Here is a 26469-nt window from a genome sequence, read left to right on the forward strand (position 1 = left end):
TCACAATTACAAAGAGAGGAATGTTATGGGTCCGGTAATGCTTGATGTTGAAGGATATGAACTCGATAGTGAAGAGCGTGAAATTTTAAAGCATCCTCTTGTCGGTGGATTAATCCTTTTTACCCGCAACTTCCACGATGCTGAACAATTAAATGAATTAGTTCGCCAAATTCGTGATGCATCTCATGAGCGCCTTGTGATTGCAGTAGACCAAGAAGGGGGACGTGTACAACGTTTTCGTGATGGTTTTACACGACTGCCTGCGGCTCAATCTTATGCGGCATTAAATGAAGGTTATCAAGCGAGCCATTTAGCACAAGAGGCTGGATGGTTAATGGCATCAGAAATGATTGCCATGGATATTGATATCAGTTTTGCACCTGTGCTCGACCTAGGTCATAACTGTATCGCCATTGGCGAGCGTTCTTTCCATGATTCACCAGAAATTGCTATGACAATGGCTGAGAGCTTTATCAAAGGTATGCGCTCTGCGGGTATGAAATCAACAGGCAAACACTTCCCTGGTCATGGTGCTGTAAGGGCTGATTCTCATAAAGAAACGCCTCGTGATGATCGCTCTTTAGATGATATTCGCCAACATGATATGTCCATTTTTAAAGATTTTATTCAACGCCAGTTATTAGATGCCATTATGCCAGCTCATGTCATTTATTCTCAGATTGATGAGCGTCCGGCAAGTGGCTCATCGTACTGGCTGAAATCCATTTTACGTGAACAATTAGGCTTCCAAGGCGTTATTTTCTCTGATGATTTATCGATGGAAGGTGCAGCTATTATGGGAAGTTACGCAGAAAGAGCACAACGTTCGCTAGATGCTGGTTGTGATATGCTTTTAGTGTGTAATAACCGAAAAGGGGCGGTGAGTGTGTTAGATAACCTGTCCTCTGTCAAAGCAGAACGCATTTCCACATTGTACCATCACCGAGGTCGTTACACATTGAGTGAGCTACAAACCTCTGATCGTTGGAAAAAAGCGAATCAGTTGCTGACCCAATTACAGGAGCAATGGCAGGAGCGAGCATGATTATATATTTACATGGTTTTGATTCCACAAGTCCTGGAAATCATGAGAAAGTTTTACAGCTACAGTTTATTGATCCTGATGTCCGCTTTTTAAGCTACAGTACGTTGCATCCTCGTCATGACATGCAACACTTACTGAAAGAAACGGATAAAGTGATTAAATCCACGAAAGAGCCAGTATTAATTTGCGGCGTAGGATTAGGTGGATATTGGGCAGAGCGTATTGGTTTCTTATGTAATATTCGTCAGGTAATGATTAATCCTAATCTTTTTCCTTACGAAAACATGACAGACAAAATCGACAGACCTGAAGAATATTTAGATATCTCAACGAAATGTATTAAAGATTTTCGTTCTAAAAATAAAGATAACGCTTTAGTGATTTTATCCCGTAATGATGAGGTTTTAGATAATCAGCGTTCTGCTGATGAATTATCACCTTATTACTCCGTAATTTGGGATGAAGTCCAAACGCATAAATTTAAGAGCCTCTCTGAGCATCTATTTAAAATTAAAGCGTTTAATCGCAAAGAGTAAGACTAAAGTCATATGTTTAAAATGGATGGTGTTTGTTCCATCCATTTTTTTTATCTAACGTAGTTAAAACGTTCATAGCGTCCTCTTTACCAATCTCTTTTCGACCCCTTATTTTTAACACCTCAATGATCACGACTGATTTTAACAATCCTTTTATGCTTATTTTTCTAGTTCATTGTATTAATTGATAAAACCAATATCCCTATGTTTTAAATGGTGATTTATTTGTCACTAAAAGGCAAAAAACGACTATTTTCTTCAAAAAATAGATATGAATATTCAAATATTTTTGATATAAATCAACTTTGGTATGACCATCTTTCCAATTAACTTGCTTAAGAACAAAAATAACAGCAGAAACGATTTAACTGTCATTATTTAAGTAGATTTCACTAAGGCTATTTAAATAACAACAGTAAATATCTTTATGGAGTGACGTTAAATGTCATTAAAAAAAATTGTTATTGTCGGTGGCGGCGCTGGTGGTTTAGAACTGGCGACCAAATTAGGCAATAAATTAGGACGCAGCAAAAAAGCAGAGATCACCTTAGTGGATCGCAACAACAGTCATCTATGGAAACCCCTTTTACATGAAGTAGCAACAGGCTCTTTAGATGATGGTGTTGATGCTTTAAGTTATCTAGCACACGGCTATAACCATCATTTTAATTTCCAATTAGGCTCATTAACAGGGCTTGATCGTGAGCAAAAAAATATCACATTGGCTGCTATTTATAATGAAGAGCAAGAATTGCTCGTACCTGAACGTACATTAGACTACGATATTTTAGTGATGGCGTTAGGCAGTAAATCAAACGATTTTGGCACACCAGGTATTAAAGAGAACTGTATTTTCTTGGACAGTCCCCAACAAGCACATCGTTTCCATAACGAAATGTTAAATTTATTTTTAAAATACTCAGCAGATACCAATGCACAAGAAGAAAATCGTAAGGTAAATATTGCGATTGTGGGTGGTGGTGCAACGGGTGTTGAACTTTCAGCTGAATTGCATAATGCAGTACGTCAGCTTAATAGTTATGGATTAAAAAAATTAGCACCTTCAGCATTAAATATTACTTTGGTTGAAGCTGGAGAGCGTATCTTACCGGCATTACCAGTGCGTATTTCTAGTGCTGCACATCAGGAATTAACCAAATTAGGTGTGCGAGTGATGACCAAAACCATGGTCACAAGCGCAGATGAAGGTGGATTAAACACCAAAGATGGTGAGCATATTGATGCTGACTTAATGGTGTGGGCAGCGGGTATTAAAGCGCCTGATTTTATGAAAGAGATTGCTGGCTTGGAAACTAACCGTATTAATCAGTTGGTTGTTAAACCTACCTTACAAACAACCTTAGATGAGTCTATCTTTGCAATTGGTGACTGTTCTTCTTGTCCAAGAAAAGAAGGCGGTTTTGTTCCACCAAGAGCACAATCCGCACATCAAATGGCAAGTCGCTGTTACAGCAATATTTTAGCAATGTTAAAAGATAAACCGCTAAAAGATTATGTGTTTACCGATCACGGCTCATTAGTTTCACTCTCTAAATTTAGTACCGTGGGGAGTTTGATGGGGAATTTGATGAAGGGGGACATGATGATCGAAGGGCGCATAGCGCGTATTGTTTATATCTCTTTATATCGAATGCATCAAATAGCGTTGCATGGTTATATCAAAACTGGACTTATGATGTTAGTCGGATCAATCAACCGAGTAATTAGACCTAAACTAAAACTTCATTAATTTATCTTTTGCTTTACAGATAAGACAAAAGTTACTTTTTTAAACCCTCATATTTTATGAGGGTTTTTTATCTATTTTTTATTTTAAATTAAATAATTAAATGAGAATATCCAAATAAAATAAATAATCACAGCATAAAGCACTAGATGATTTGTCTGCCCATATCAGAAATAACCGATAACGCTAAAACTCAATAGAGTAATGATAAATATAATTTTATTATTAAGGTTAAACTTGTAATATTAAAGATAACATTTATTTTATTTATTACGCTAAATTATTTAAGACTTTTCTTAAATAAAAAACGATGTTTAATTCATTAATTCATCAAATAAAATGTTATGGTGTTTCGTAGATTTGTATTAGAAAGATAATAAGTGAAAATTATTAGAAATAAGCTTAACTTGTTATTTTTACTCGTATTTAAATGGGTAAAATAATTTTACAAATCTTAAAAGTAAATTTTATAATATGCGTTAAATATGGAATATCGCCTATTTTTAGGCGACATTTGTTAACTTGGTGTTATCATAATGATGTATTATAAGTAGCATGACGATTTTTATTTTTTCAGCTTAATAAATTAAGATCTATCTTAATATAATGTGTAAGTCCTAAGAATGTAGTTAGTATTTAATTAAGTAATTAAAACAGAAATAAGTGGTGTATTTAACATGTCATAAATACGTGGTTTACTTATTATGTTAATCAGCATGGATGTTGAATTAAGCTATCAGATTAGAGAATTCATTTATTGAATAGTAAATATATTAGCCAGTTAGAGTGAAATAGTGGCTTTTATTACGTATCTGTGGCAATTAAGGATAAAACAAATAAAAAGGGGTAAAAGTGGGTGTTAATGTCAGAAAGTACACACTAATAGGACTAATCATAGTATTAGCTATTCTTTCATTTATTGCATGGAGGTGGGTATTTCCCCAGCCTCAATACGCTCATGTCGTTTCGGCTACGCCTATTAAATCGACCGTTTTTGTGACAGAAGAGTATTGTCACCGAATTGGCTTACCGACACCTTTTACACCAGAAAAACTGTCACGATTTCACCCCGCAGAGCAAGAGTGTCGAGTGTTTTATATGATTGAAGCACTCAATAACAGTAATATTGCTAATTTCCCTTATCCTCAATTTAAAGAGTGCATTCCGATTTATCGTCAAGAGCGTAGAATTGTTGGTTATGATGTGCTTTATACTATCGATGGAACACCGGGCAAAGTACGTACCACGTTTAAACCTGGTGAAATTATCGCATTAGATTCTGATGGTAGGCTGATTTTAGAACAAGAACCTTATTGTTCTATGAATGAAAAAGTACCTTGCCGTAAAGATTAAATCTAAAGAATAAAAAAGGCGTAATGAAGGAGTGAAACCACTTCAATTACGCCTTTTTACTGATTCAAAAAATCATAAATATGTGGTTATTTGATCTTATGATCATCGAACGCACTTAACATATCATCAATAAAAGTGAGTCGTTTCTCACGTTCAGTGAGATCTGTAATAAATTTCAGTTTTGATGGACCATCTAAACGGAAAATAGCAGGTTGTTCTTGAAGTAGGCTGATTAAATATCCTGGTTCAACCTTATTCTTTTCACCAAACTCAATAAATCCACCTTTATCATGAGCTTCAATTCGAGTGATACCCAAGCTCATTGCACTTAAGCGAATAGCAGCATTACGCAGTAGATAGCGACCTGTATCAGGCAGCTTACCAAATCTATCAATTAACTCGGCTCTTAGATCATTAAGCTCTGTTAAGTCGATCGCACTGGCAATTCGTTTATAGAATGAAAGTCTGACATTTACATCAGGAATGTAATCATCAGGCAACAAGACTGGCATTCTTAATTCAATTTCAGTTTGTTGATTGGTGAGATCTTCAAGTGATGGCTCTCTACCCTCTTTAAGCGCTTCTACTGCACTTTCTAGCAATTCCATATAAAGAGAGAAGCCGACGGTATTCATTTGACCGCTCTGCTCTTCACCTAATAGCTCACCCGCGCCCCGAATTTCTAAATCATGAGTGGCTAATGCAAAACCAGCACCCAGATCTTCCAGTGAAGCAATCGCTTCTAAACGTTTATGAGCATCCTTTGTCATTGCTTTAGGATGAGGTGTCAACAAATAAGCATAAGCTTGATGATGAGAACGACCTACACGACCACGTAACTGATGCAATTGCGCTAAACCAAAGTGATCTGCACGTTCAATAATAATGGTGTTCGCGGTTGGTATATCGATACCTGTTTCAATAATTGTGGTGCAAAGTAACACATTAAAACGTTGGTGATGGAAATCATTCATCACACGTTCAAGTTCACGCTCACGCATTTGTCCGTGACCAATACCAATACGTGCTTCAGGAACGAGTGTAGCCAGTCTCTCACGGGCTTTTTCGATATTCTCAACATCGTTATACAAGTAATAAACTTGTCCGCCACGCAATGTTTCACGCAAGATAGCTTCGCGCACCACTAAGTCATCATATTCTCGCACAAAGGTTTTCACCGATAAGCGACGTGCTGGTGGTGTTGCAATAATAGAAAGATCACGCATACCGCTCATTGCCATATTCAACGTACGAGGAATAGGCGTTGCTGTTAGCGTTAATATATCGACATTAGCACGCATGGCTTTTATTCGCTCTTTATGGCGAACACCAAAGCGGTGCTCTTCATCGACAATTAATAGCCCCAAATCTTTCCACTGAATATTTGGTTGAAGCAATTTATGTGTGCCAATGACAATATCAACTGTACCTTCGGCCAGTTTTTCTGTGATTTGCTGTTGCTCTTTTGCGCTACGAAAACGTGAGATCATTTCAATGTTAACGGGCCAATTAGCAAAACGATCACGGAAATTATCAAAATGTTGCTGAGCCAATAGGGTGGTTGGTACTAAAATAGCGACTTGTTTATTGTTGTTAACAGCAAGAAATGCAGCGCGCATCGCCACTTCTGTTTTACCAAATCCGACATCGCCACAGACGAGTCTATCCATTGAAATGGCTTGGCACATATCGCTAAGCACAGCATTGATAGCCATTTCTTGATCAGGTGTTGTTTCAAAAGGAAAGCTTTGGCGGAATGATTGGTATTGCTCTTTATCCATTTTAAAGGCGAAGCCTGTTTTTACTTCGCGTTGAGCATAAACATCTAATAACTCTGCTGCGACATCTCGCACTTTTTCAGCGGCTTTTTGGCGAGCTCTTACCCATGCATCGCCACCCAATTTATGTAGTGGGGCATTTTCATCTGCGCCACCAGAATAACGACTGATTAAATGCAGTGATGAAACAGGGACATAAAGCTTGTCATTACCTGCGTAGCTTAACATCAAATATTCAGCTTTAACGCCACCAGCTTCTAGTGTTGTCATTCCTTGATAGCGCCCAACACCATGTTGAAGATGAACAACGGGCTGTCCTATGCTTAATTCAGCAAGGTTGCGAATTAAGGTATCTGTATTAATAGCACGACGATTGTCTTGGCGACGACGATTAACGCGTTCCCCTAACATATCACTTTCACAGATCATGGCTAATTGACGATGGTTATCAATAAATCCATGTTCAGCAGCACCAATGATAAAGTAAAAACCTTTCTCTTGAGCATCAGATAATTCAATGATTTGCTTAGGTGCTATTTTTATCCGCGATAAAAGCTCTTGTACGGTTTCGCGTCGTCCTTCACTTTCAACAGAGAAAATAACACTACCTGAAAATTGTTCTTGGAATCGGCGTAAGTTATCTAAAGGTGATTTGCTTTGAGCGTTAATCGATAAATCAGGAAGAGGTTGATAGCCTAAATTGGTCTGTCCCGCTTTTTCTGGCAACGTTTCTGTTTTAAGTTGAATACGAGGCCACTGTTTTAATTCTTTATTAAATTTATCAACATTCAGCCAAATATCATCTGGTGGTAACAGTGGTCGCATAGGATCAACGCGACGGCTTTCAAAACGTTGATTAATATCTTGCCAAAATTTTTCTGCAAAATCTTGTAGATCTTGCGTCACTATCAATGTGTTTTTAGGGAAATAAGCAAATAAATTAGATAAAGGCTGTTCAAAAAACAGGGATTGCCAATATTCAATTCCCGTTGGCAATATGTGTTTACTTACTTGCTGATAAATATGTTCAGGATCACGTCTTACATCAAACCGTTCACGCCATTGGCTACGGAAAGTTTCTATCGCATTTGCATCTGTTGGGAATTCATGTGCAGGCAGTAAATTAATTTGATCAACTTCAGCTAATGTCCGTTGTGTATCGACATCAAAAGTACGCAGGCTATCTATTTCGTCATCGAAAAAATCAATACGATAAGGAAATTCACTTCCCATAGGAAATAAATCTAATAATGCACCACGCGTTGCGTATTCCCCATGTTCTAATACTTGTTCGACATGGCGATATCCCGCTTCATCTAATGTTTTACGTAAATTATCACGAGAAAGTACCTCTCCTTTTTGCATTACCAACGCATGACTTGCGAGATAATCCGTTGGGCAGACTTTCTGCATTAACGTATTGACAGGTAAGATTAAAATTCCCTTGAGAAGTGATGGAATACGGTATAGCGTAGAAAGGCGGTTTGAGATGATTTCTTGGTGAGGTGAAAAACTGTCGTATGGCAGCGTTTCCCAATCCGATAATGTCTCTACTGGATAATCACAAAACTGATGGATTTCATCTTGTAAACGCAATGCATTTTGCATATCACGAGTAACAAGAACGACTAATCCAGAGTGACGTTTGATGATCTCTGCACATTCTAGAGCACAAGCGGCACCAGTCAGTTGACCTAGCTGACGAGTATCCCCTTGTTTTATAGGAAGTTGATAACGATATTCTGAGGACATAAGCGTGTAATGTGAACTCTTTGTTGTAGTTAACTCCCAACACATCTTTAGCTTAATGGCTAAAGCTTAAACTGGCGGGCAGGTTAAGATAAAAGAAAAACCACAGTTTGGGAATAGAGTGGTTCCATTCAGTAAGACTACCCTTTATTATCCCTGAACACTTCGCATTAGCAACAGGAACAGCACAGATTTCATGTACAATTCTGTCTCATTTTATATAGGGCTCCGTTATATGCGGGGTCGTGCGGTCGATAAATTCGGTCGCTTCGTCTCATGGCTATCCGCTTTAGGGATTATGTTAGGTGTAGCGGCACTGATCACAGTGACTTCTGTCATGAATGGCTTTGAACGTTCATTGCAAGAAAGCATTCTTGCTTATATTCCACAAGCCATTGTGACATCACCTAGCGGACAATTACCCCGAGATCCAAATATAGCTGAAAGATTACTGACGCGTGAAGGTATCATAAACGTTACCCCTTTAGTAGAAGGCGATGTCGTTTTGCAAAGTAAAGACAATATCAGCGTTGGTGTCATGTTGGGTATAGAAAAAGAGCAAGATGAACCTTTAACGAAACATATTCGTTATGGCGATTTTTCTATGCTGAAAGCGGGTGATTATGGTGTGATTTTAGGAAGTGGCCTTGCTAAACAGTTAAAAGCAAAAGAAGGCGATAACATCCGCCTTATTGTGCCAAGCATAAGCCAATTAACACCAATGGGAAGATTACCTAGCCAACGGTTATTTACCGTTAAAGGTATTTTCCAAAGTGGTGGCGATGCAGATGCCTCACAAATCTTAGTTAATCAGCAAGATGCGGCACGTTTAATGCGTTATCAGCCGGGTAATATTACAGGATGGCGTCTTTTCTTTACTGATCCTCTCAATATTGAAAAATACAGTGCACAATCTTTAGATAAAAATCTAAGTTGGAGAGATTGGCGCGAACGTAAAGGTGAATTTTTCCAAGCTGTAAAAATGGAAAAAAATATGATGGGATTATTATTAAGCTTAATTATAGCAGTGGCAGCTTTTAATATTATTACCTCACTTTCTTTGTTGGTCATGGAAAAACAAGGTGAAGTTGCTATTTTGCAAACTATGGGTTTAAAACGCTCTCAGATTATGTCCATTTTTATGCTACAAGGTGCAGGTGCTGGTATTTTAGGGGCGGTAGCTGGTGGTCTGTTAGGCGCATTACTCTCAAGCCAATTAAACGTTATTATGCCCGCGGTAGGACTTATCCCTCAAGGTGTGGAATTGCCCGCAACACTTGATTGGGGACGCGTCTTTATGATTGGTTTCTCCGCTATTATCATTTCCCTTTTATCCACTTTATACCCGTCTTGGCGGGCCGCGGCTATTCAGCCAGCAGAGGCGCTACGTTATGAGTAATTCTTCTTTGAATAAACAACCAATGGCATCAGAAAAACAAATGCACATTAATAAAGATGGCTTATTGGATTGCCACGCCCTATGTAAACAATACCAAGATGGTTCTATTTCCACACAAGTGCTGAAATCAGTCTCTTTTAAAATGGATAAGGGCGATTTTCTTGCCATCGTAGGGAGTTCCGGCTCAGGAAAAAGTACCTTATTACATTTACTGGGTGGATTAGATTCTCCAACATCAGGTGAAGTCTTTTTTAAAGGGCAATCACTTAATAAATTATCCTCTTCTGAAAAGGCTGATCTACGTAATAGCCAATTGGGTTTTATTTATCAATTTCATCATCTATTACCTGATTTCACCGCACTTGAAAATGTTGCTATGCCACTGATGATCGGTGGCACGAGCGCTTCTGTTGCAAAAGAAAAAGCGATGTCTTTACTTGAAGCTGTTGGGTTAAAAGATCGCGCTCATCACCGTCCTTCAGAGCTTTCTGGTGGTGAGAGACAACGCGTTGCGATTGCGAGAGCATTAGTGAACGATCCAGCATTAGTCCTTGCTGATGAACCAACGGGTAATCTTGACCAGAAAAATGCAGAAGGGATTTTTGAATTGTTGATTAAGTTAAACAAAGAAAAACAAACTGCTTTTCTGGTCGTAACGCATGATTTGTCACTGGCGGCTCGTTTTCAGCGCCAACTTGAAATGAAAGATGGTCAACTACAGTCACAAAACGCAATTTCAGGAGTGAAATAATGGCGCAATTGCCACTTGCATTAGTGACCGCATTACGTTTTTCAAGAGGGCGAAAACGTGCGGGAATGGTTTCTTTAATTTCAGTTATTTCAACACTGGGTATTATGCTGGGTGTTGCTGTCTTAATTATTGGCTTAAGTGCCATGAATGGCTTTGAGCGTGAATTAAAAAACCGTATTTTATCAGTTGTGCCTCACGGACAAATTTATTCAGTAGAACAGCCATTTATACAATGGCAATCAGCATTACCTCGTATTGAAAATACTCAAGGTGTTGTCGCTGCTGCTCCTTATATTTTACTCACTGGATTGTTAGAAAAAGGAACAGAGTTAAAGGCAGTGCAAGTGATGGGTGTCTCACCTGAAAAACAAGGTGATATCAGCCTGTTGCCTCGATATGTACAAAACAATGCATGGCAAAATTTTAAGGCAGGTAAACAACAAATTATTATAGGGCAAGGTGTTGCCAATGCGTTGAAAATAAAACAAGGTGACTGGCTGACGGTATTAATTCCTAATAATGACGATCCTACTAAGCTTTTACAGCCTAAGCGTATTCGCTTACAAGTGAGTGGTATCTTTAAACTCAGTGGAATGCTTGATCACCAATTAGCCTTAATTCCTTTAGCCGATGCGCAACAATATATGGATTACGGCCAAGGTATTACAGGGATTGAAGTGAAAACGGTAGATCCTTTTTTCGCGAATGAAATTATTCATAATGCGGGTTTAAACAGTAAAGAATATGTTTATGCAAAAAGCTGGATAAGTGACTATGGCTATATGTATAGCGATATTCAGATGATCCGTAGTATTATGTATTTATCGATGATCTTAGTGATTGGTGTTGCTTGTTTTAATATTGTCTCAACGCTGATTATGGCGGTGAGAGATAAAAGTAGTGATATTGCTATTTTACGAACGTTAGGTGCACGAGATAGCCATATTCGTAATATCTTTTTATGGTACGGTTTATTATCAGGCATGATTGGTTGTGTCGCTGGTGTGATATTTGGTGTATTGGTTGCTTATAATTTAACGCCATTAGTGTCTGTTATTGAATCATTAACGGGACACAGTGTGTTGTCAGGCGATGTTTATTTCGTCGACTTTCTACCTTCAGAAGTTCATTTAATTGACGTTTTCTCTGTATTTATTACCACTGTGATCTTAAGCCTGATTGCAAGTTGGTATCCTGCACGCCGAGCCACTAAACTAGATCCCGCAAGAATTTTAAGTGGACAATAAGTTTATTGACATACAAAGAAGAAAAAACGCTTAAACTAGTGAAGATAAGAAACGCGATATTTAAATTTGAAAACCAAGGATTGTAATGATGAAACTTAAACTTCGTCATCGTCGGCTTAGGAAGTTTCGTAAGATCAAAAATTTACGTAGGCAGCATTCACGTTGTCGTTATTTTCATCTCACCCATAAAACGGAACATGAAATGAATTTACCCAAAGTTGTCGTATTAACAGGGGCTGGCATTTCTGCTGAATCAGGAATTAAAACATTCCGATCAGAAGATGGATTGTGGGAAGAACATCGCGTTGAAGATGTTGCAACACCTGAAGGTTATCAACGCAATCCCCAATTGGTTCAACAGTTTTACAATGAACGTCGCCGCCAATTGCAACAACCTTCTATTCAACCTAATGAAGCGCATTATGCATTAGCGAAACTAGAGCAACGTTTAGGTAAAGACAATTTTTTACTCGTTACGCAAAATATTGATAATCTGCATGAAAAAGCAGGTAGTAAACATATTTTGCATATGCATGGTGAATTGCTAAAAGTGCGTTGCCCTCAATCTCGTCAAGTATTTGAGTGGAAAGGGGACTTAGAAATAACCGATCATTGTCATTGTTGCCAATTCCCATCGCCACTACGCCCGCATATTGTCTGGTTTGGTGAAATGCCAATTGGTATGGAAGAGATTTATCGCGCTTTGGCTGAGGCTGATATTTTTATCTCTATCGGCACATCTGGAAATGTTTATCCAGCAGCTGGTTTTGTCCATGAAGCTCGGTTAACAGGCGCTCATACCGTTGAATTAAATCTTGAACCCAGTTTGGTTGAAAGTCAGTTTGAAGAAAAACATTATGGTCCTGCAAGTCAGGTCGTTGATGAATATGTTCATAAATTGTTTGAATTAATTAATGATCCTAAAGCTGATTTGACGCAATAATTATTTTATAGAGTTCCCTATTATTGTTCTTAGAGAGATCTTAGGGGGCAAAATGGATAAATTATTAGAACGTTTTTTTGAATATATTAATTTTGATACACAATCAAAACCATCTTCAAAAATGTCACCAAGCAGTGATGGACAATTAAAACTTGCCAAGGCATTGGCTCAAGAATTAAAAAAACTGGGCTTTTCCGATGTAATGCTCAGTGACAAGGGATGTGTAATGGCAAGTTTACCATCCAATGTATCTTGGCCAGTGCCAGTTATTGGCTTTATTTCGCATCTTGATACATCTCCTGACTTTTCAGGAAAACATGTAAAACCACAAGTACTTGAAGATTATCGTGGTGGTGATATTGCTTTAGGTATTGGTGATGAAGTGTTATCGCCAGTTATGTTCCCAATCTTACATTCAATGATTGGTAAGACATTAATTACTACAGATGGTAAAACATTACTGGGTGCGGACGACAAAGCAGGTATTGCTGAAATTATTACTGCGATGGTGCGCTTAAAAGAAACGAATCGACCTCATGGGGATATTCGTATTGCTTTCACTCCTGATGAAGAAATCGGGCGTGGCGCGCATTATGTAGACTTAAAAGCATTCGGTGCAAGCTGGGCTTATACCGTTGATGGTGGTGGTGTTGGCGAACTGGAATATGAAAACTTCAATGCCGCATCCGTGAATATCAAAATTGTAGGTAACAATGTTCACCCAGGCAGTGCAAAAGGGGTGATGGTTAATGCATTAGGATTAGCAACACGTATTCATCAAGAATTACCTGTTGACGAAACACCAGAAAATACCGACGGTTATGAAGGTTTTTACCATCTGCAAAGTATCAAAGGCTCGGTAGAAAGAGCGGAAATGCATTATATTATCCGTGATTTTAATCGTAACTTATTTGAAAAACGCAAACAGAATATGATTGCGATTGCAGAGAGAGTGGGTAAAGGCCTGCATCCTGATTGTTATATTGAGCTAACGATTGATGATAGCTATTACAATATGCATGATAAAGTTGTTCAATTCCCTCACATCATTGAAATAGCCAAACAAGCCATGATTGATTGTGATATTGAGCCAAATATTAAGCCTATTCGTGGTGGTACAGACGGTGCTCAACTTTCTTACCGTGGATTACCTTGCCCTAATATTTTCACAGGCGGTTATAATTTCCATGGTAAGCATGAATTTATCTCTTTAGAAGGCATGGAAGCGGCGGTGAGTGTCATTATGCGCATTGCTGAAATAACGGCTGAAAGAGAAAAGGCTAAAGTGGTTAGCTAATCGCTTATTGAGCTTCGAAATTAAAAATAATAGCCGAAATATCGGCTATTATTTTTTAGTAAAAAGAATATATTAAGTTTGTTTATTTACGCTTTTCGTAATCTTGTTCAACAGAAGATTTCCAATCTTGATTTAACTCTTTTCCTTCAATTTTAGATTGAACGGCTTTATTAATAGACTCATAGGCATTTTCATAGCCTTTAGCATCTTGGATATATTGAGTTGAGTTGGATGATTTAATGCCAATACTTTCAGCCGCACTTATTGCATCAATGTTGGCACCTAAAAAGATAAATTCCCAACCTTTCTCTTTTTCTGCTGAATTAATTAATGATTTTATTTTTTCTAGCGAATATTCACGGCTACTATTTTCTTCGCCATCGGTGATGATCACCATCATGACATTCTTATAGGGTGAATTTGGTTTATTTCCTTCAGTGATCGCATTTCCCACAGCATCTAACAGTGCGGTATTACCCGATGCAAAATAATCGTTAGTCGTTAAATTCTCTATCTTATTAATATCAATGCGGTTATGTAATTTTTTAGCCTGACTATCAAATAAAATAGTGGTGATATAGACTTTTTCAGGGCGATTTTTATTTTCCGCTAAAATAGTATTAAATCCACCAATAGTATCTTTTTCATACCCTTGCATTGAGCCACTTTTATCTAACACAAAAATGATATCCGTTTGTGCTGGTGGTGCCTTCATATTTGCTGTTTCTACTGTTTTTGCAAATACCACGGTCGGTAAAATAAAAGCAGCGATTAAAACAATAAACTTTTTCATAGGCGACTCCATTATCGAAAAAATAAGTAAAGCAGTAAAAATCTAATTTTATCTTAGGGGCAATTGATCAAATAAAATAGGAGAAACGGCTGAAAAATAAACGAAACATTAATGAAAAAATTTACTTAATTAAAAATAGAGTGATTTTATAATAATGGACTAACATATTTTTTATTATTAAGCTTTTAATATAGGCTTAATATTAATAACTCTTTGATAAATTGAGTTTCCTGAATATCCCTTATAATTAAAGAGAAATAAATATAATATAAGGATATTGAATGGAAACCATAACAGGAAAATTATTAAGACCTGTAATAGAAGAGCAACTAAGCTCTCATAAAAAGGAAGTGATTAAAAAATCTGAGCAACAATCATTTATTATTATTTTTAGTTATTTTCTAATCACTTATTTAATCTCATTTTCTCTTTATGTGACAAATAGCAAACATACATTATTACTTTTTTCTTACAAAGTACATTTTTTGTTGTTATTCCTTTTTTCTTTCGTAATACAAGAATACTTTTAAAAGAGTCGATAATTTATTTAATTCGTTAGATATTAAAATAAGACTTATTTTAATATTTCTAGTAATAAAAAAGCCCTGCAATAATATGTCAGGGCTTTATAACTTATCATTGATAATTAATCTTCAAAATACCAATAACCTTGGTTTACCAAGTGTGTTAATAAACGTACAAATTTTGGATCGGTTAATGCATCACCTAAGTGTTGTTTATCAATATAATCATATTGACAAAGCGCATCAGCAGCTTCGATATAATCAGTATCTATCAACTCGCCATTAACAAAACAGCTATCACCAACACGTAGCGCACGAAGACCATTTAAGCGGTGAAGTTGTTCGCCTTGTTGCAGCAAATCATGAATTTCTGCGTTTTCATATAAAGGTTCTGGCACTGCAAGATCAAGCTCATGGCGAGATTGAGAAATAAACTCACCAAACCAATGACGGAATACTTCTGGTTGAGCAAGTAGATCTTCCATCATGTCATGAAGTTTATTTAACTCTTGATGTTGCACTAATGCTGGATTCTCACGCGGAGTTAGATCAGGATCGCTATAACGATAGCTACCTAAATCATTTGCTAACACATAGTCAGCGAAACCACTGAAAAGTTCACGAGCATTAGGTGATCTGAAACCAACAGAATAGTTTAGCGATTCTTCAATCGCATAGCCTTCATGTGGGAATCCAGGTGGGATATAAAGAATATCGCCCGGCTCTAATTCTTCATCAATAATTGCTTCAAAAGGATCAACTTGAAGCAGATCAGGGTGAGGGCAGTGTTGTTTCATTGGGATTTTTTCACCCACACGCCAACGACGACGACCTTGTCCCTGAATAATAAAGACATCATATTGATCAAGATGTGGGCCTACACCACCACCGGGAACAGAATAAGAGATCATTAAATCATCAATGCGCCAATCGGGTAACACACGAAATGGCTTCATTAATGCCGCACTAGGAAAATGCCAGTGATCGACGGCTTGTACAAGTAAAGACCAATCTTTATCACCAAGTCCTTCAAAGTGCTCGAAAGGCCCGTGTTTGACTCCCCATTGTCCGTCTTGACAGCTAACAAGACGGCTATCTACTTCATCTTCCATTGCAAGACCAGCAAGTTCGTCAGGAGATAAAGGATCAACAAAACGAGAGAAGCCGTTTTTAATTAATAAAGGGCGTTTTTGCCAATGGCTTTCGAGGAATGATTGCCAATCTAAATTAAGTTTATAGTCCATTGTGTATATCCTGAATTCGGGAAGCCTGAAGCCATAGTATAATGAATTCTAACTTCCTGCTAAACATTCCTTTGAGCAATGTGAGTAATAGCGAGTAACTCGATAATAACTGAACAGATATCATACATAACGCCGTATATTTGGCGATAACTTTAAAAAGAGAGGTTTTTTTTATAAATAAGGGTTATTCGCGTTCTGTAGTGAGTTGTTGCTCAGCAAATGTCACAGTGATACGAGCGCCTCCTAACGGGCTATCGGTAATAGTAATTTCACCACTATATTGTTCAATAATATCCACCGCGATAGATAATCCTAAGCCTTGCCCAGGACGCAGAGTATCTGCTCTTGTTCCTCGTTGGAAAATGGTCTCTCTTTTTTCAGGGCTGACTCCTGGGCCGTCATCATCAACAATAATCATTATACTACTTTCATTATTGCTAACATTGATTTCAACAAATTCTAAGCAGTATTTACAGGCGTTATCAAGAATATTACCCATCACTTCCATAAAATCATTTTTCTCACCTAACCACATGATTTCAGGTGAAACATTGAGTGTTAAATCAATTCCTTTTGACTGATAAACTTTACTCAATGCACTGCAAAGATTATCTAGCAATCCTGACAGTGAATGAAGTTTTCGCGTGGTAATATCGTGATCACCATGGATGGATGCTCGGTGCAGATAATAACCGACTTGTTGCGAAATTCGTTCTATTTGATCGAGCATGATAGGTTCAGCTTGCTCTATCGTCATCTGTTTGCCCGAACGTAAAGAGCGTAATGTTGATTGCAACACGGCAAGTGGTGTTTTTAGGCTGTGGGTAAGATCAGATAAACTTGTGCGATATTTACTATAACGACTACGTTCATTACGCAATAACACATTTAAATTTCGGACTAAGCCTTTTAGCTCGGTTGGCGGGTTTTCATCCAAATCATTGCGAGTCCCTTTTTCTAATGCACTAATTTGTTCAATAACTTGTTTTATCGGTCTTAAACTCCAATGTGCAGCCAACCAAATTAAGGGTACAACCAAAAATAAATTTGCAAGAATGATATATAAGAACCAATCCCAAACTTGACTGACTTTTTGCATACGTTGAGGAATAGGATCGATAACCGCGATCGCCATATAAGGCATATTATCAGCTGCAGGATAATGATTAATCACAACTGAGTGAGTCAAAAATTCATTACTAGAGTATTCCTCAAGACGTTTGAGATAAACACGATATTGCGGTAACTGCTTTAACATTAACCGTGTTGTTTTGATATCAACTGAGATCTCAAATAAGCCTTCTTCATGACGCCATTTATGTTTAATGCTATCGGGAATGGCTTTGGGGAGATCGGGAGGCATCCATAATACATCGCCTTTATCATCAAAAATGATCACCAGTGAGGTGTTGTTATTATTGAGATTAGTTGGAAATTCAATGTTCAGTTTTCCCTTATTCCACTGCGTTAAGCTGTAATAAAGATTGCTTTGGCTACGCATTAGCATAAATGTGGTTTTATCTATACTCACAATCGAACCCACAATTGCTACTAACCCATATGAGAGTGTGAGTGCCAAAATAATGGCACTAGTAGCAAGTAAAAAGCGTGTTCGTAATGAGAGTGGGGAGCGCTGTTTTTTTTGCATATTAAGGTTTCATATCGAAACGATAGCCTTGTCCACGTACGGTAACCACCACATCATCAGGATATTTTTCTAAGATTTTTTTACGTAGTCGCCCCATAAGTACATCAATAGTATGGCTTTCTTTGAGTTCAGCATCAGGATATAGCTGGCGCATTAATGCATCTTTACTGACAACTTTATTTTGATTGCGCATTAATGTTTCTAAAATCGTATATTCAAATGCAGTTAACTTAATTTGCTCTCCTGAAATCATGAACTCTTTACGTGATAAATCCAACTCAAAAGGTTCAATGGCGAGTGTTTGTGAAGCAATTCCCATGTTTCTTCGCATTAATGCCTGAATACGTGCGACAATTTCCTCAAAATGAAAGGGTTTTGTCACATAATCATCAGCGCCCGCATTTAACGCTGAAACTTTTTCTTGCCAACTTTCGCGCGCAGTTAATACCATTATTGGCAGGGTAATATTATTATCCCGCCATCTACGAATAAGGCTAATGCCATCTTCATCTGGCAATCCTAAGTCCACAATGGCAACATCAGGTGTACCTTCTGCAATAAAATTATCTGCTTCTTTGGCATCTTCTGCTGCATCAACCTGATGCCCAGCATCACGAAATTGCACAGATAAATGATGGCGAAGTAAAATATTATCTTCAATAATTAAGATCCGCATTATCCCACCTTGAGTACAATCAGCAAAAATTCACTGTTGTAAAATAAATATAGGAAATGAATGTCATCCTATAAGATAAAAAATATATTGTTATCATAGTCAATCTATCACTTAAAAAATACCGTAGCGGGTAAAGTGTTTAAGTTACAGAGAGTTTTCTAATTTTTTGATATAAAAAAAGGCAGAGATTATCTGCCTTTTTAGAAAGATAAATTAGTTTAATTTATCAACAAGTTGAGTGGCAAAACCAATATAGCTTTCAGGTTTCATTGCTTTTAAGCGCGTTTTTTCATCTTCTGGTAGTTCTAAACCATCAATGAAAACTGCCATATCTTGTTCAGTGATGCGTTTGCCGCGAGTAAGCTCTTTTAGCTTTTCGTAAGGTTTTTCAATGCCATAACGACGCATTACAGTCTGAATTGGCTCGGCTAATACTTCCCAGTTACAGTCTAATTCTTCACGAAGGTGGTTTTCATTCACTTCAAGTTTATTAAGACCTTTCATGGTTGATTGATAAGCAATCAGCGCATAACCCATCCCAACACCTAAATTACGCAGTACCGTTGAGTCTGTTAAGTCACGTTGCCAACGTGAAACGGGTAGCTTGCTAGAAAGGTGTCCCATTACTGCATTTGCTAACCCTAAGTTGCCTTCAGAGTTTTCAAAGTCAATTGGATTCACTTTATGAGGCATGGTTGATGAACCAATTTCACCTGCAATTGTTTTTTGCTTGAAGTGGTTTAGTGCTACGTAACCCCAAATATCGCGGTCGAAATCGATCAAGATAGTGTTGAAGCGACTAATACAATCAAAAAGCTCTGCAATATAATCGTGTGGTTCAATTTGAGTTGTGTATGGGTTCCATGTAATACCCAATGAAGTTACAAATTCTTCACTAAATTGATGCCAGTTTACTTCAGGATATGCAGCTAAGTGTGCATTGTAGTTACCTACTGCACCATTGATTTTACCTAAGATCTCAACTTGTGTTAGTTGGCGATATTGGCGCTCCATACGGTAGGCAACGTTAGCAAACTCTTTGCCAATTGTAGATGGTGTTGCTGGTTGACCATGTGTGCGAGAAAGCAATGGTAAATCACGGTATTCTTGAGCCATTTTGCTAATGGTATCAATAATTTCACGCCATGCAGGCAGTAAGATCTCTTGGCGTGCTGTTTCCAGCATAATGGCATGAGACAGGTTATTAATGTCTTCAGATGTACAAGCGAAGTGAATAAATTCAGAAACCTGATGTAAAGCAGGGATAGTCGCCACTTTTTCTTTTAAGAAATATTCTACGGCTTTTACATCATGGTTAGTGGTACGTTCGATAGTTTTAATGCGTGCTGCATCTTCTTCATTGAAGTTAGCAACAATCGCATCAAGGTAATCGTTTGCGTTTTTTTCAAAGGCTGGAACTTCTTTAATGTCGGCGCAAGATGCCAGCTTTTGTAGCCAGCGAACTTCTACCTGTACACGGAATTTCAGAAGACCGAATTCACTAAAAATAGAACGTAACGACGAGGTTTTACTTCCGTAACGACCGTCAATCGGTGAAATCGCTGTCAGCGAAGATAATTCCATTGTTGGCAACTCCCAGGTTGAATTTAAAGTATTAACATTGAGCGAGAAAATCATCAGCTTGTCGTAGGATAGCCTTTTGATGCAGTAAAAAATCAAAACGACGACCACCGACTTGACGCCAGAGCACCGCACTTCGAATGCCAGTCAGTAATAACGCTCTAACTTTAGCTTGAATAATAGGGGTATTTAATAGATCAATCGAGCCATGAACCTGAATGCGAGAGCCGACAGGGCTAACTGCATCAACATAAACGCCAGCAAGGGCATTAAATACACCTTCGGACATGGGTTCAAAATAACTTTTTTGGCGCTCTAATTGAGAAATTTTTTGTGATAAATGTGAGCTGTAATTATCATTTTTGCTGATAATACGCTCTAGGTTGATTAAACCTTGTTGGTAAGTCATTAACTCAAGCGTTAACTTTTCTCTTCTCACCGCCTGATGAATGGCTTTCAATGTTTGAAAGCCTAATTTTAGGTGACTGATTTGGTTACCATAAACATCAAGTGTTGAAGTCGGATTGAGATTAAAAACACTGTTAACCATTACTTCAACATCATTCTCGTTCGCATTACCTTGGTAAGCAACTTGTTGAACAAGACGACTTGCTTGGCAGATGCCTGCCAATGCAAGTGTTATATCACGAAAATCTTTAGCCACGTCTACTCCTGAATACGGGTTTCAATGATACCGCCACCTAAACAGACTTCGTCTTGATAAAAGACGGCTGATTGTCCCGGAGTAACTGCTGCAACAGGATAATCAAAGTGGACTTCAATTTTATCTTCACCTAATGGTGTTACTGTACACGCAATATCAGGTTGGCGATATCGTGTTTTAACAGTACAGCGGAAAGCCTCAGTAATAGGTTCCCTTGATACCCAATGTAATTGTTGAGCAATCAAACCTACAGACATCAATCTTGGGTGTTCATGACCTTGAGCAACGATAAGAATATTGTTTTCAACATCTTTATCAACAACATACCAAGGGTCATCGCCACCGTCTTTCGTTCCACCAATACCTAACCCTTTACGTTGACCTAATGTGTGATACATCAACCCTTGGTGTTCACCAATGGTTTCTCCATCAACCGTGATGATAGGACCAGGTTTAGCAGGTAAATAACGCGATAAGAAATCGGTAAATTTACGTTCACCAATAAAACAAATACCTGTTGAGTCTTTTTTCTTTGCTGTCGCTAAATCAAGTTTTTCAGCAATTTTTCTCACTTCAGGTTTTTCCATTTCACCCACAGGGAAAAGGCTTTGTGCAATTTGCTCGTGACTTAACGTATATAAAAAGTAGCTTTGGTCTTTGTTGTTATCAACACCGCGAAGCAATTGGCTTTTGCCATCAACATCACGACGACGAACATAGTGACCTGTTGCGATATAGTCAGCACCCAAATCTTCCGCTGCATATTCTAAAAATGCTTTAAATTTTATTTCTTTATTGCAAAGAATATCGGGGTTAGGGGTACGACCTGCTTTATATTCAGATAAAAAATGTTCGAAAACATTATCCCAATATTCAGCGGCAAAATTGATGGTATAAAGCTCAATGCCAAGTTTATCGCACACAGCTTGCGCATCAGCAAGATCGGTAGATGCTGAGCAATATTCTGTATCGTCGTCTTCTTCCCAGTTCTTCATAAACAGACCAACGACCTGATATCCCTGTTCCTTAAGAAGATAGGCTGAGACGGATGAATCTACGCCACCGGACATTCCTACGATGACTTTTTTTTGGCTGTTATCTGACATGACTGGATCTCACTGCGGAAAAATAAGCGCCATACTTTACCATATCACTGACACAGGTGCATCATGTCTTACTCTGTTTTTGATGCTTTGTTTTTCCTTTAATATTATTTAATTAAAAGGAACACCAAAACTGCTTAATAGAGATAGAGGATAACGTTCACCTTGTTGATAACATAGCAGGCTTTCTCTGACTAAAGGTGAACGTAATTGTTGGCAATGAATAATTTCATCGGCACTGACCCAGTGACAACAATCAATATCACTATCATGAGGCTGAGTTTCATATTGCTCTTGCGCTTCAATAAGAAAAAGAAAACGCAGAAAAGGTGTTTTATCAGGCGCAATCCATTGGTGTAATTTTAGAAAATGTTGAACAGGAAGTGTTAACCCTGTTTCTTCCCATAATTCACGTTGAACCGCCTGAATAAGTGTTTCATTGGCTTCAAGGTGTCCAGCGGGTTGATTCCACGTTGCTTTTCCATTGACCGTTTCTTCAACAACGAGGAACTTATTTTTTGCATGAACGATACACGCGACAGTCACATTAGGTTTAAACAAAATCAATCTCCTTCCATTCACCGGGTAATAAATTATCCAATGTAATATTTCCCATACTAAAGCGGATCAAACGCAATGTTGGATAACCGATATGCGCCGTCATTCGTCTCACTTGACGGTTTTTACCTTCAAATAACGTTATTTTTAACCAAGTTGTCGGGATAGTTTGACGTTCTCTAATAGGCGGATTTCTCTCCCATAGCCATTCAGGTTGTTCAACTATTTCGACTTGTGCAGGTAATGTTTTGCCATCTTTAAGCCCTAATCCATTTCTAAATTGTTGTAATGAGGCTGCACTTGGAATGCCTTCAACCTGAGCATAGTAGATTTTTCCTGTTTTTTTACCCGGTTGTGTTAATTGTGCTTGTAGCTTCCCATCATTTGTTAAGACTAAAAGTCCTTCACTATCTCTATCTAAACGTCCTGCCGCATAAATATCACGAATAGGAATAAAATCTTTTAGTGTTTTTCTGCCATTTTCGTCTGTAAATTGCACAAGAACATCGAAGGGCTTGTTGAAGATAACGACTTTACGCTCACCTCTTGGGCGCACTGGTTTTCTTTGTGCGAGTGGCGTGTGATGTTTTCTCGATTTAGCGCTATTTTTAAGTTGATTTGCCATAGTTAATTTTTGTAAAAAATGGGAGATTGATTATACCTTAAAAGAGAAGCGATTGGCGTTAGCTGAATAATCAAGTAGTATTGACAGGTCTCTTACAAAAAATTAACAAAGCGTGCGCTTACATGAAAGGAGAGGTAAATGGAAAGCAAAGTAGTTGTTCCGGCTAATGGCGCTAAAATTACACTAGATGCTAAAGGTAAGCTTGTTGTTCCAAATAATCCGGTTATCCCTTATATCGAAGGGGATGGTATCGGTATCGATGTTACGCCAGCAATGTTAAAAGTTGTTGATGCCGCAGTTGAGAAAGCTTACGGCAAAGAACGTAAGATTGAGTGGATGGAAGTCTACACCGGTGAAAAATCAACGCAGGTATATGGTAAAGATGTTTGGTTACCAGAAGAAACCTTAGATCTTATCCGCGAATATCGAGTTTCTATTAAAGGTCCTCTTACTACGCCAGTTGGCGGTGGTATCCGTTCATTAAATGTTGCATTACGCCAACAACTTGACCTCTATATTTGCCTACGCCCAGTACGTTATTACAAAGGCACTCCAAGCCCAGTTAAACAGCCAGAACTAACCGATATGGTTATCTTCCGTGAAAACTCAGAAGATATTTATGCCGGTATTGAGTGGAAAGCGGGCTCAGCAGAAGCAGATAAAGTGATTAAATTCCTGCAAACTGAAATGGGTGTTACTAAAATCCGCTTCCCACAAGATTGCGGTATTGGTATTAAGCCTTGTTCAGAAGAAGGTACTAAGCGTTTAGTTCGTGCAGCAATTGAATATGCTATTGATAATGATCGCGATTCAGTCACATTGGTACACAAAGGTAATATTATGAAATTTACCGAAGGTGCCTTTAAAGACTGGGGTTATGAGTTAGCTCGCGAGGAGTTCGGTGGTGAATTATTAGATGGCGGTCCTTGGGTCAAAATCAAGAATCCAAAATCAGGTAAAGAGATCATCGTTAAAGACGTTATCGCTGACGCATTTTTACAACAAATTCTGTTACGCCCAGCAGAGTATGATGTTATCGCATGTATGAACCTAAATGGCGACTATATTTCTGATGCATTAGCAGCTCAAGTAGGTGGTATTGGTATCGCACCAGGTGCAAATATTGGTGATGAGTGTGCATTGTTTGAAGCAACACACGGCACAGCACCAAAATATGCAGGCCAAGACAAAGTTAACCCAGGTTCGATCATTCTTTCCGCAGAAATGATGCTACGCCATATGGGTTGGACAGAAGCCGCTGACTTAATCATTAAAGGTATGGAAGGCGCAATTGCCGCTAAGACCGTTACTTATGATTTCGAACGTCAGTTAGAAGGCGCTAAACTGCTGAAATGTAGCGAGTTTGGTGACGCGATTATCAAACATATGTAATTGTTGATTTGATAAATAGTTAACGGGAGCTTATTAGTTCCCGTTTTTTATTGTCAATCTTGAAATGGTTATCAAAAAGTTATCAAAACGAATTATCAAAACCACCTGAAATTTGAGCAATTAAATCACTATTTTTATCCAATCTTTTCCTCGATCATCATGGTATTTATCTGTTTGAATTTGGTTCTTATGACCGAGTAAATCTTTAGTGTTTATACCTTGTGCTCTATATAACCTTTCAGATAAAGATCGTTGTTCGTGAAATGTTGCAGGTGTTCCTTCTCCCCAATCAATATCTGTTTTATTTCTCGCCTTTTTAAAGTTAGTCGTTAGCGTATTTGGCGTAACTTGTTCACCACGTTTAGATTGTGAAGTGGTATGAAAATAATGAATAAGATAAGGGCTAATAACGCGATCACGACAACGGGCAACAACATCACGTAATGACATATTTAATTGTTCAGAACGTAGTGATAATGGAATAGCTAATTTCGTGCCGGTTTTTTCTTGAGTAATATGCAAATGGTCATCCCAAATATCATTAAACTTCATTGAGGAAATATCACCTAATCGTTGGCCCGTAATAAGTGCAAGCAACATCGCGTTCCCGACATAACGATGTTGTTTATCAGCAATCTCAAATATCTTTTTCCATTCATCAAAATTAAGACGTTGGCGAGTTACTTTTCGTTTCGGCTGTTTAGTGGCGAGGGCAGGGTTATAACCAGGAGGAACTTCACCTGCATGTTGCGCTTCTTTAAATACATCAATTAAAACAGAGCGAATAACTTGTGCCATTCTGTGCTGACCATTAGATTTATATTCATCCAGAATTTCAGCAATATCTCTGGCATCAACAGCGGGTAATGGTTTCATGGATAAGGCTTGCCTCATTAAATCTACCGGCTTCCTTTTTTGTTTATAAGTATTCGGCTTTATATCACCTTCTTTTAAACGCTCTTCTTGAATAATCCAGTATTTATCCAACCAAGTATTAACCGTGATTTCTTTACCTTTTATTTTTGCCACCCGATCACCAATAGCCATAACTTGTCGGCTACGTTGTTCCGCTAACCTTGTGTTAGCTTCAATGGCTATTGCTTTCGCCTCGGCTTCATTATCACCGAGGGCATGATATTTACCTGTTACAGGATGGCGGTAACGCCAATAAACCTTGTTAGCTTTACGACTAAATAATGGGTAAAGATTAGGGATATTGACGTTATTTTTACGAGGTCTGGCAGCCATCTTTGAGGATCCTTTGTAAAATAGGGTTATCGTTGTTATTGATAACCGGTGATGTCAAATTACCGACAAGGTCGGCATCTTCTCTCACGCGCCAAATGCCACCTTCTTTCCTTGCTGGTGGGTAGAACAGGCCACCACGAGCATATCGTTGTAGCGTTCCTAACTTTGGTGGACGACTTTTATATCTTTCTTGCGCCCACTCCTCTAAAGTCAACATTTGCATATTTTTCTCTCCACACTGTCCGTACACAGTTAAGATTTAATTTACTCTAATCATATTTTTTGAATAAGGTTGTATTAAATAACCCTGAGAACAGGGTTAAATGTTTTATTAATACCATTCCTGTGGATGCCATTCTCCAATATCTATTTCTGCCGGAAATACCATGGTTTCTAAATCATCATCGTCGTTTATGATATCTGTTATTTCTTTAGCTTTTACTGCTTCTTCTCGTGTATTAAAGAATTGGATAACACCACTAGCTCTAATTACAGGAATGCCATCTATTTCACTTGTATCGAAATAAGCTAATAACCACATAATTATTTCCTCTGATAAATATTTCAT

General features: G+C 38.0%; 24 protein-coding genes. 11 read left to right on the plus strand and 13 right to left on the minus strand.

The features are described from left to right. The first annotated feature begins 25 nt into the window (after positions 1 to 25). From nagZ to umoD, 4 genes are all read left to right on the plus strand, one after another. On the plus strand, positions 26 to 1045 hold the full coding sequence (nagZ, locus tag ACWPWK_RS17355) for a beta-N-acetylhexosaminidase (RefSeq protein ID WP_109372891.1): 1020 nt from the start codon (positions 26 to 28) through the stop codon (positions 1043 to 1045). Then, positions 1042 to 1581, plus strand: coding sequence for an alpha/beta hydrolase YcfP (gene ycfP, locus ACWPWK_RS17360; protein ID WP_109372892.1), 540 nt, complete (start codon positions 1042 to 1044; stop codon positions 1579 to 1581). Before nagZ ends, ycfP begins: the two co-directional genes overlap by 4 nt. Positions 1582 to 2023: 442 nt before the next feature. Next, a complete protein-coding gene (locus ACWPWK_RS17365; protein ID WP_109372893.1) occupies positions 2024 to 3331 on the plus strand; it encodes an NAD(P)/FAD-dependent oxidoreductase in 1308 nt (435 codons plus the stop codon). Between the two features lie 849 nt (positions 3332 to 4180). Further along, the gene (gene umoD, locus ACWPWK_RS17370) at positions 4181 to 4681 is read left to right on the plus strand and encodes a flagellar biogenesis regulator UmoD (RefSeq protein WP_109372894.1); all 501 of its coding nucleotides are present in this window, start codon (positions 4181 to 4183) and stop codon (positions 4679 to 4681) included. A gap of 86 nt (positions 4682 to 4767) precedes the next feature. Here the strand turns inward: umoD and mfd are convergent, their stop codons facing one another. Next, complete coding sequence (gene mfd, locus ACWPWK_RS17375; protein ID WP_109372895.1) at positions 4768 to 8211, minus strand: transcription-repair coupling factor; 3444 nt, start codon at positions 8209 to 8211, stop codon at positions 4768 to 4770. 193 nt (positions 8212 to 8404) lie between these two features. On the opposite strand from mfd, the gene lolC reads away from it, so the two are divergent. From lolC to pepT, 5 genes are all read left to right on the plus strand, one after another. Beyond that, positions 8405 to 9607 carry a lipoprotein-releasing ABC transporter permease subunit LolC gene (gene lolC, locus ACWPWK_RS17380; protein ID WP_109372896.1) on the plus strand — a complete coding sequence of 401 codons (1203 nt, stop codon included), beginning with the start codon at positions 8405 to 8407 and terminating at the stop codon, positions 9605 to 9607. A 40-nt stretch (positions 9608 to 9647) separates the two neighbouring features. Next, positions 9648 to 10358, plus strand: coding sequence for a lipoprotein-releasing ABC transporter ATP-binding protein LolD (lolD, locus tag ACWPWK_RS17385; protein ID WP_232799426.1), 711 nt, complete (start codon positions 9648 to 9650; stop codon positions 10356 to 10358). Further along, the gene (lolE, locus tag ACWPWK_RS17390; RefSeq protein ID WP_109372897.1) at positions 10358 to 11605 is read left to right on the plus strand and encodes a lipoprotein-releasing ABC transporter permease subunit LolE; all 1248 of its coding nucleotides are present in this window, start codon (positions 10358 to 10360) and stop codon (positions 11603 to 11605) included. Before lolD ends, lolE begins: the two co-directional genes overlap by 1 nt. An 85-nt stretch (positions 11606 to 11690) precedes the next feature. Next, complete coding sequence (cobB, locus tag ACWPWK_RS17395; RefSeq protein WP_109372898.1) at positions 11691 to 12548, plus strand: Sir2 family NAD+-dependent deacetylase; 858 nt, start codon at positions 11691 to 11693, stop codon at positions 12546 to 12548. A gap of 52 nt (positions 12549 to 12600) precedes the next feature. Then, positions 12601 to 13845: a peptidase T gene (gene pepT, locus ACWPWK_RS17400; protein WP_109372899.1), complete on the plus strand. Its 1245-nt coding sequence runs from the start codon at positions 12601 to 12603 to the stop codon at positions 13843 to 13845. An 82-nt stretch (positions 13846 to 13927) separates the two neighbouring features. Here pepT and ACWPWK_RS17405 read toward each other — a convergent pair whose 3' ends face one another. Beyond that, the gene (locus ACWPWK_RS17405) at positions 13928 to 14638 is read right to left on the minus strand and encodes a vWA domain-containing protein (RefSeq protein WP_244185042.1); all 711 of its coding nucleotides are present in this window, start codon (positions 14636 to 14638) and stop codon (positions 13928 to 13930) included. 281 nt (positions 14639 to 14919) lie between these two features. On the opposite strand from ACWPWK_RS17405, the gene ACWPWK_RS17410 reads away from it, so the two are divergent. Beyond that, on the plus strand, positions 14920 to 15168 hold the full coding sequence (locus ACWPWK_RS17410; protein WP_454209224.1) for a hypothetical protein: 249 nt from the start codon (positions 14920 to 14922) through the stop codon (positions 15166 to 15168). A gap of 116 nt (positions 15169 to 15284) precedes the next feature. Here the strand turns inward: ACWPWK_RS17410 and ACWPWK_RS17415 are convergent, their stop codons facing one another. The 8 genes from ACWPWK_RS17415 to rluE form a co-directional block, all read right to left on the minus strand. Then, the gene (locus ACWPWK_RS17415) at positions 15285 to 16406 is read right to left on the minus strand and encodes a ribosomal protein uL16 3-hydroxylase (protein ID WP_109372901.1); all 1122 of its coding nucleotides are present in this window, start codon (positions 16404 to 16406) and stop codon (positions 15285 to 15287) included. Positions 16407 to 16590: 184 nt separating this feature from the next. Then, positions 16591 to 18054: a two-component system sensor histidine kinase PhoQ gene (gene phoQ, locus ACWPWK_RS17420; protein WP_109372902.1), complete on the minus strand. Its 1464-nt coding sequence runs from the start codon at positions 18052 to 18054 to the stop codon at positions 16591 to 16593. 1 nt (position 18055) lies between these two features. Continuing rightward, positions 18056 to 18730 (minus strand): two-component system response regulator PhoP, encoded by a 675-nt coding sequence (phoP, locus tag ACWPWK_RS17425; protein ID WP_109372903.1) that lies wholly within the window; start codon positions 18728 to 18730, stop codon positions 18056 to 18058. A 213-nt stretch (positions 18731 to 18943) separates the two neighbouring features. Then, a complete protein-coding gene (purB, locus tag ACWPWK_RS17430; RefSeq protein WP_109372904.1) occupies positions 18944 to 20314 on the minus strand; it encodes an adenylosuccinate lyase in 1371 nt (456 codons plus the stop codon). 31 nt (positions 20315 to 20345) lie between these two features. Continuing rightward, positions 20346 to 20975: a high frequency lysogenization protein HflD gene (hflD, locus tag ACWPWK_RS17435; RefSeq protein WP_109372905.1), complete on the minus strand. Its 630-nt coding sequence runs from the start codon at positions 20973 to 20975 to the stop codon at positions 20346 to 20348. Positions 20976 to 20977: 2 nt separating this feature from the next. Then, the gene (gene mnmA / locus ACWPWK_RS17440) at positions 20978 to 22081 is read right to left on the minus strand and encodes a tRNA 2-thiouridine(34) synthase MnmA (RefSeq protein WP_109372906.1); all 1104 of its coding nucleotides are present in this window, start codon (positions 22079 to 22081) and stop codon (positions 20978 to 20980) included. A gap of 108 nt (positions 22082 to 22189) precedes the next feature. Next, positions 22190 to 22639, minus strand: coding sequence for an NUDIX hydrolase (locus ACWPWK_RS17445; RefSeq protein ID WP_109372907.1), 450 nt, complete (start codon positions 22637 to 22639; stop codon positions 22190 to 22192). After that, positions 22632 to 23261, minus strand: a complete 630-nt coding sequence (gene rluE / locus ACWPWK_RS17450; RefSeq protein ID WP_109372908.1) for a 23S rRNA pseudouridine(2457) synthase RluE — start codon at positions 23259 to 23261, stop codon at positions 22632 to 22634. Before rluE ends, ACWPWK_RS17445 begins: the two co-directional genes overlap by 8 nt. Before the next feature lie 138 nt (positions 23262 to 23399). Between rluE and icd the strand changes: the two genes are divergently transcribed. Continuing rightward, the gene (gene icd, locus ACWPWK_RS17455) at positions 23400 to 24653 is read left to right on the plus strand and encodes an NADP-dependent isocitrate dehydrogenase (protein WP_023582546.1); all 1254 of its coding nucleotides are present in this window, start codon (positions 23400 to 23402) and stop codon (positions 24651 to 24653) included. 120 nt (positions 24654 to 24773) lie between these two features. Here the strand turns inward: icd and ACWPWK_RS17460 are convergent, their stop codons facing one another. The 3 genes from ACWPWK_RS17460 to ACWPWK_RS17470 all read right to left on the minus strand — a co-directional run bounded on the left by ACWPWK_RS17460 (position 24774) and on the right by ACWPWK_RS17470 (position 26442). Continuing rightward, positions 24774 to 25901: a phage integrase Arm DNA-binding domain-containing protein gene (locus ACWPWK_RS17460; RefSeq protein ID WP_109372909.1), complete on the minus strand. Its 1128-nt coding sequence runs from the start codon at positions 25899 to 25901 to the stop codon at positions 24774 to 24776. Continuing rightward, positions 25882 to 26124: an excisionase gene (locus ACWPWK_RS17465; RefSeq protein ID WP_036894694.1), complete on the minus strand. Its 243-nt coding sequence runs from the start codon at positions 26122 to 26124 to the stop codon at positions 25882 to 25884. Before ACWPWK_RS17465 ends, ACWPWK_RS17460 begins: the two co-directional genes overlap by 20 nt. 108 nt (positions 26125 to 26232) lie before the next feature. Next, positions 26233 to 26442 carry a hypothetical protein gene (locus ACWPWK_RS17470; protein ID WP_109372910.1) on the minus strand — a complete coding sequence of 70 codons (210 nt, stop codon included), beginning with the start codon at positions 26440 to 26442 and terminating at the stop codon, positions 26233 to 26235. Between the last annotated feature and the right edge of the window lie 27 nt (positions 26443 to 26469).

This window comes from Proteus sp. Marseille-Q3619 (assembly GCF_965283115.1).

Excerpts from the sequence above, each read along its gene's own strand:
- phoQ (WP_109372902.1), bottom strand. The coding sequence starts at position 18,054 with ATGCAAAAAAAACAGCGCTCCCCACTCTCATTACGAACACGCTTTTTA.
- mnmA (WP_109372906.1), bottom strand. The coding sequence starts at position 22,081 with ATGTCAGATAACAGCCAAAAAAAAGTCATCGTAGGAATGTCCGGTGGC.
- ACWPWK_RS17405 (WP_244185042.1), bottom strand. The coding sequence starts at position 14,638 with ATGAAAAAGTTTATTGTTTTAATCGCTGCTTTTATTTTACCGACCGTG.
- ACWPWK_RS17465 (WP_036894694.1), bottom strand. The coding sequence starts at position 26,124 with ATGCAAATGTTGACTTTAGAGGAGTGGGCGCAAGAAAGATATAAAAGT.
- ycfP (WP_109372892.1), top strand. The coding sequence starts at position 1,042 with ATGATTATATATTTACATGGTTTTGATTCCACAAGTCCTGGAAATCAT.
- ACWPWK_RS17470 (WP_109372910.1), bottom strand. The coding sequence starts at position 26,442 with ATGTGGTTATTAGCTTATTTCGATACAAGTGAAATAGATGGCATTCCT.
- lolE (WP_109372897.1), top strand. The coding sequence starts at position 10,358 with ATGGCGCAATTGCCACTTGCATTAGTGACCGCATTACGTTTTTCAAGA.
- ACWPWK_RS17415 (WP_109372901.1), bottom strand. The coding sequence starts at position 16,406 with ATGGACTATAAACTTAATTTAGATTGGCAATCATTCCTCGAAAGCCAT.
- mfd (WP_109372895.1), bottom strand. The coding sequence starts at position 8,211 with ATGTCCTCAGAATATCGTTATCAACTTCCTATAAAACAAGGGGATACT.
- ACWPWK_RS17410 (WP_454209224.1), top strand. The coding sequence starts at position 14,920 with ATGGAAACCATAACAGGAAAATTATTAAGACCTGTAATAGAAGAGCAA.
- purB (WP_109372904.1), bottom strand. The coding sequence starts at position 20,314 with ATGGAATTATCTTCGCTGACAGCGATTTCACCGATTGACGGTCGTTAC.
- rluE (WP_109372908.1), bottom strand. The coding sequence starts at position 23,261 with ATGGCAAATCAACTTAAAAATAGCGCTAAATCGAGAAAACATCACACG.
- lolD (WP_232799426.1), top strand. The coding sequence starts at position 9,648 with ATGCACATTAATAAAGATGGCTTATTGGATTGCCACGCCCTATGTAAA.
- nagZ (WP_109372891.1), top strand. The coding sequence starts at position 26 with ATGGGTCCGGTAATGCTTGATGTTGAAGGATATGAACTCGATAGTGAA.
- pepT (WP_109372899.1), top strand. The coding sequence starts at position 12,601 with ATGGATAAATTATTAGAACGTTTTTTTGAATATATTAATTTTGATACA.
- ACWPWK_RS17365 (WP_109372893.1), top strand. The coding sequence starts at position 2,024 with ATGTCATTAAAAAAAATTGTTATTGTCGGTGGCGGCGCTGGTGGTTTA.
- ACWPWK_RS17460 (WP_109372909.1), bottom strand. The coding sequence starts at position 25,901 with ATGGCTGCCAGACCTCGTAAAAATAACGTCAATATCCCTAATCTTTAC.
- phoP (WP_109372903.1), bottom strand. The coding sequence starts at position 18,730 with ATGCGGATCTTAATTATTGAAGATAATATTTTACTTCGCCATCATTTA.
- cobB (WP_109372898.1), top strand. The coding sequence starts at position 11,691 with ATGATGAAACTTAAACTTCGTCATCGTCGGCTTAGGAAGTTTCGTAAG.
- lolC (WP_109372896.1), top strand. The coding sequence starts at position 8,405 with ATGTACAATTCTGTCTCATTTTATATAGGGCTCCGTTATATGCGGGGT.
- icd (WP_023582546.1), top strand. The coding sequence starts at position 23,400 with ATGGAAAGCAAAGTAGTTGTTCCGGCTAATGGCGCTAAAATTACACTA.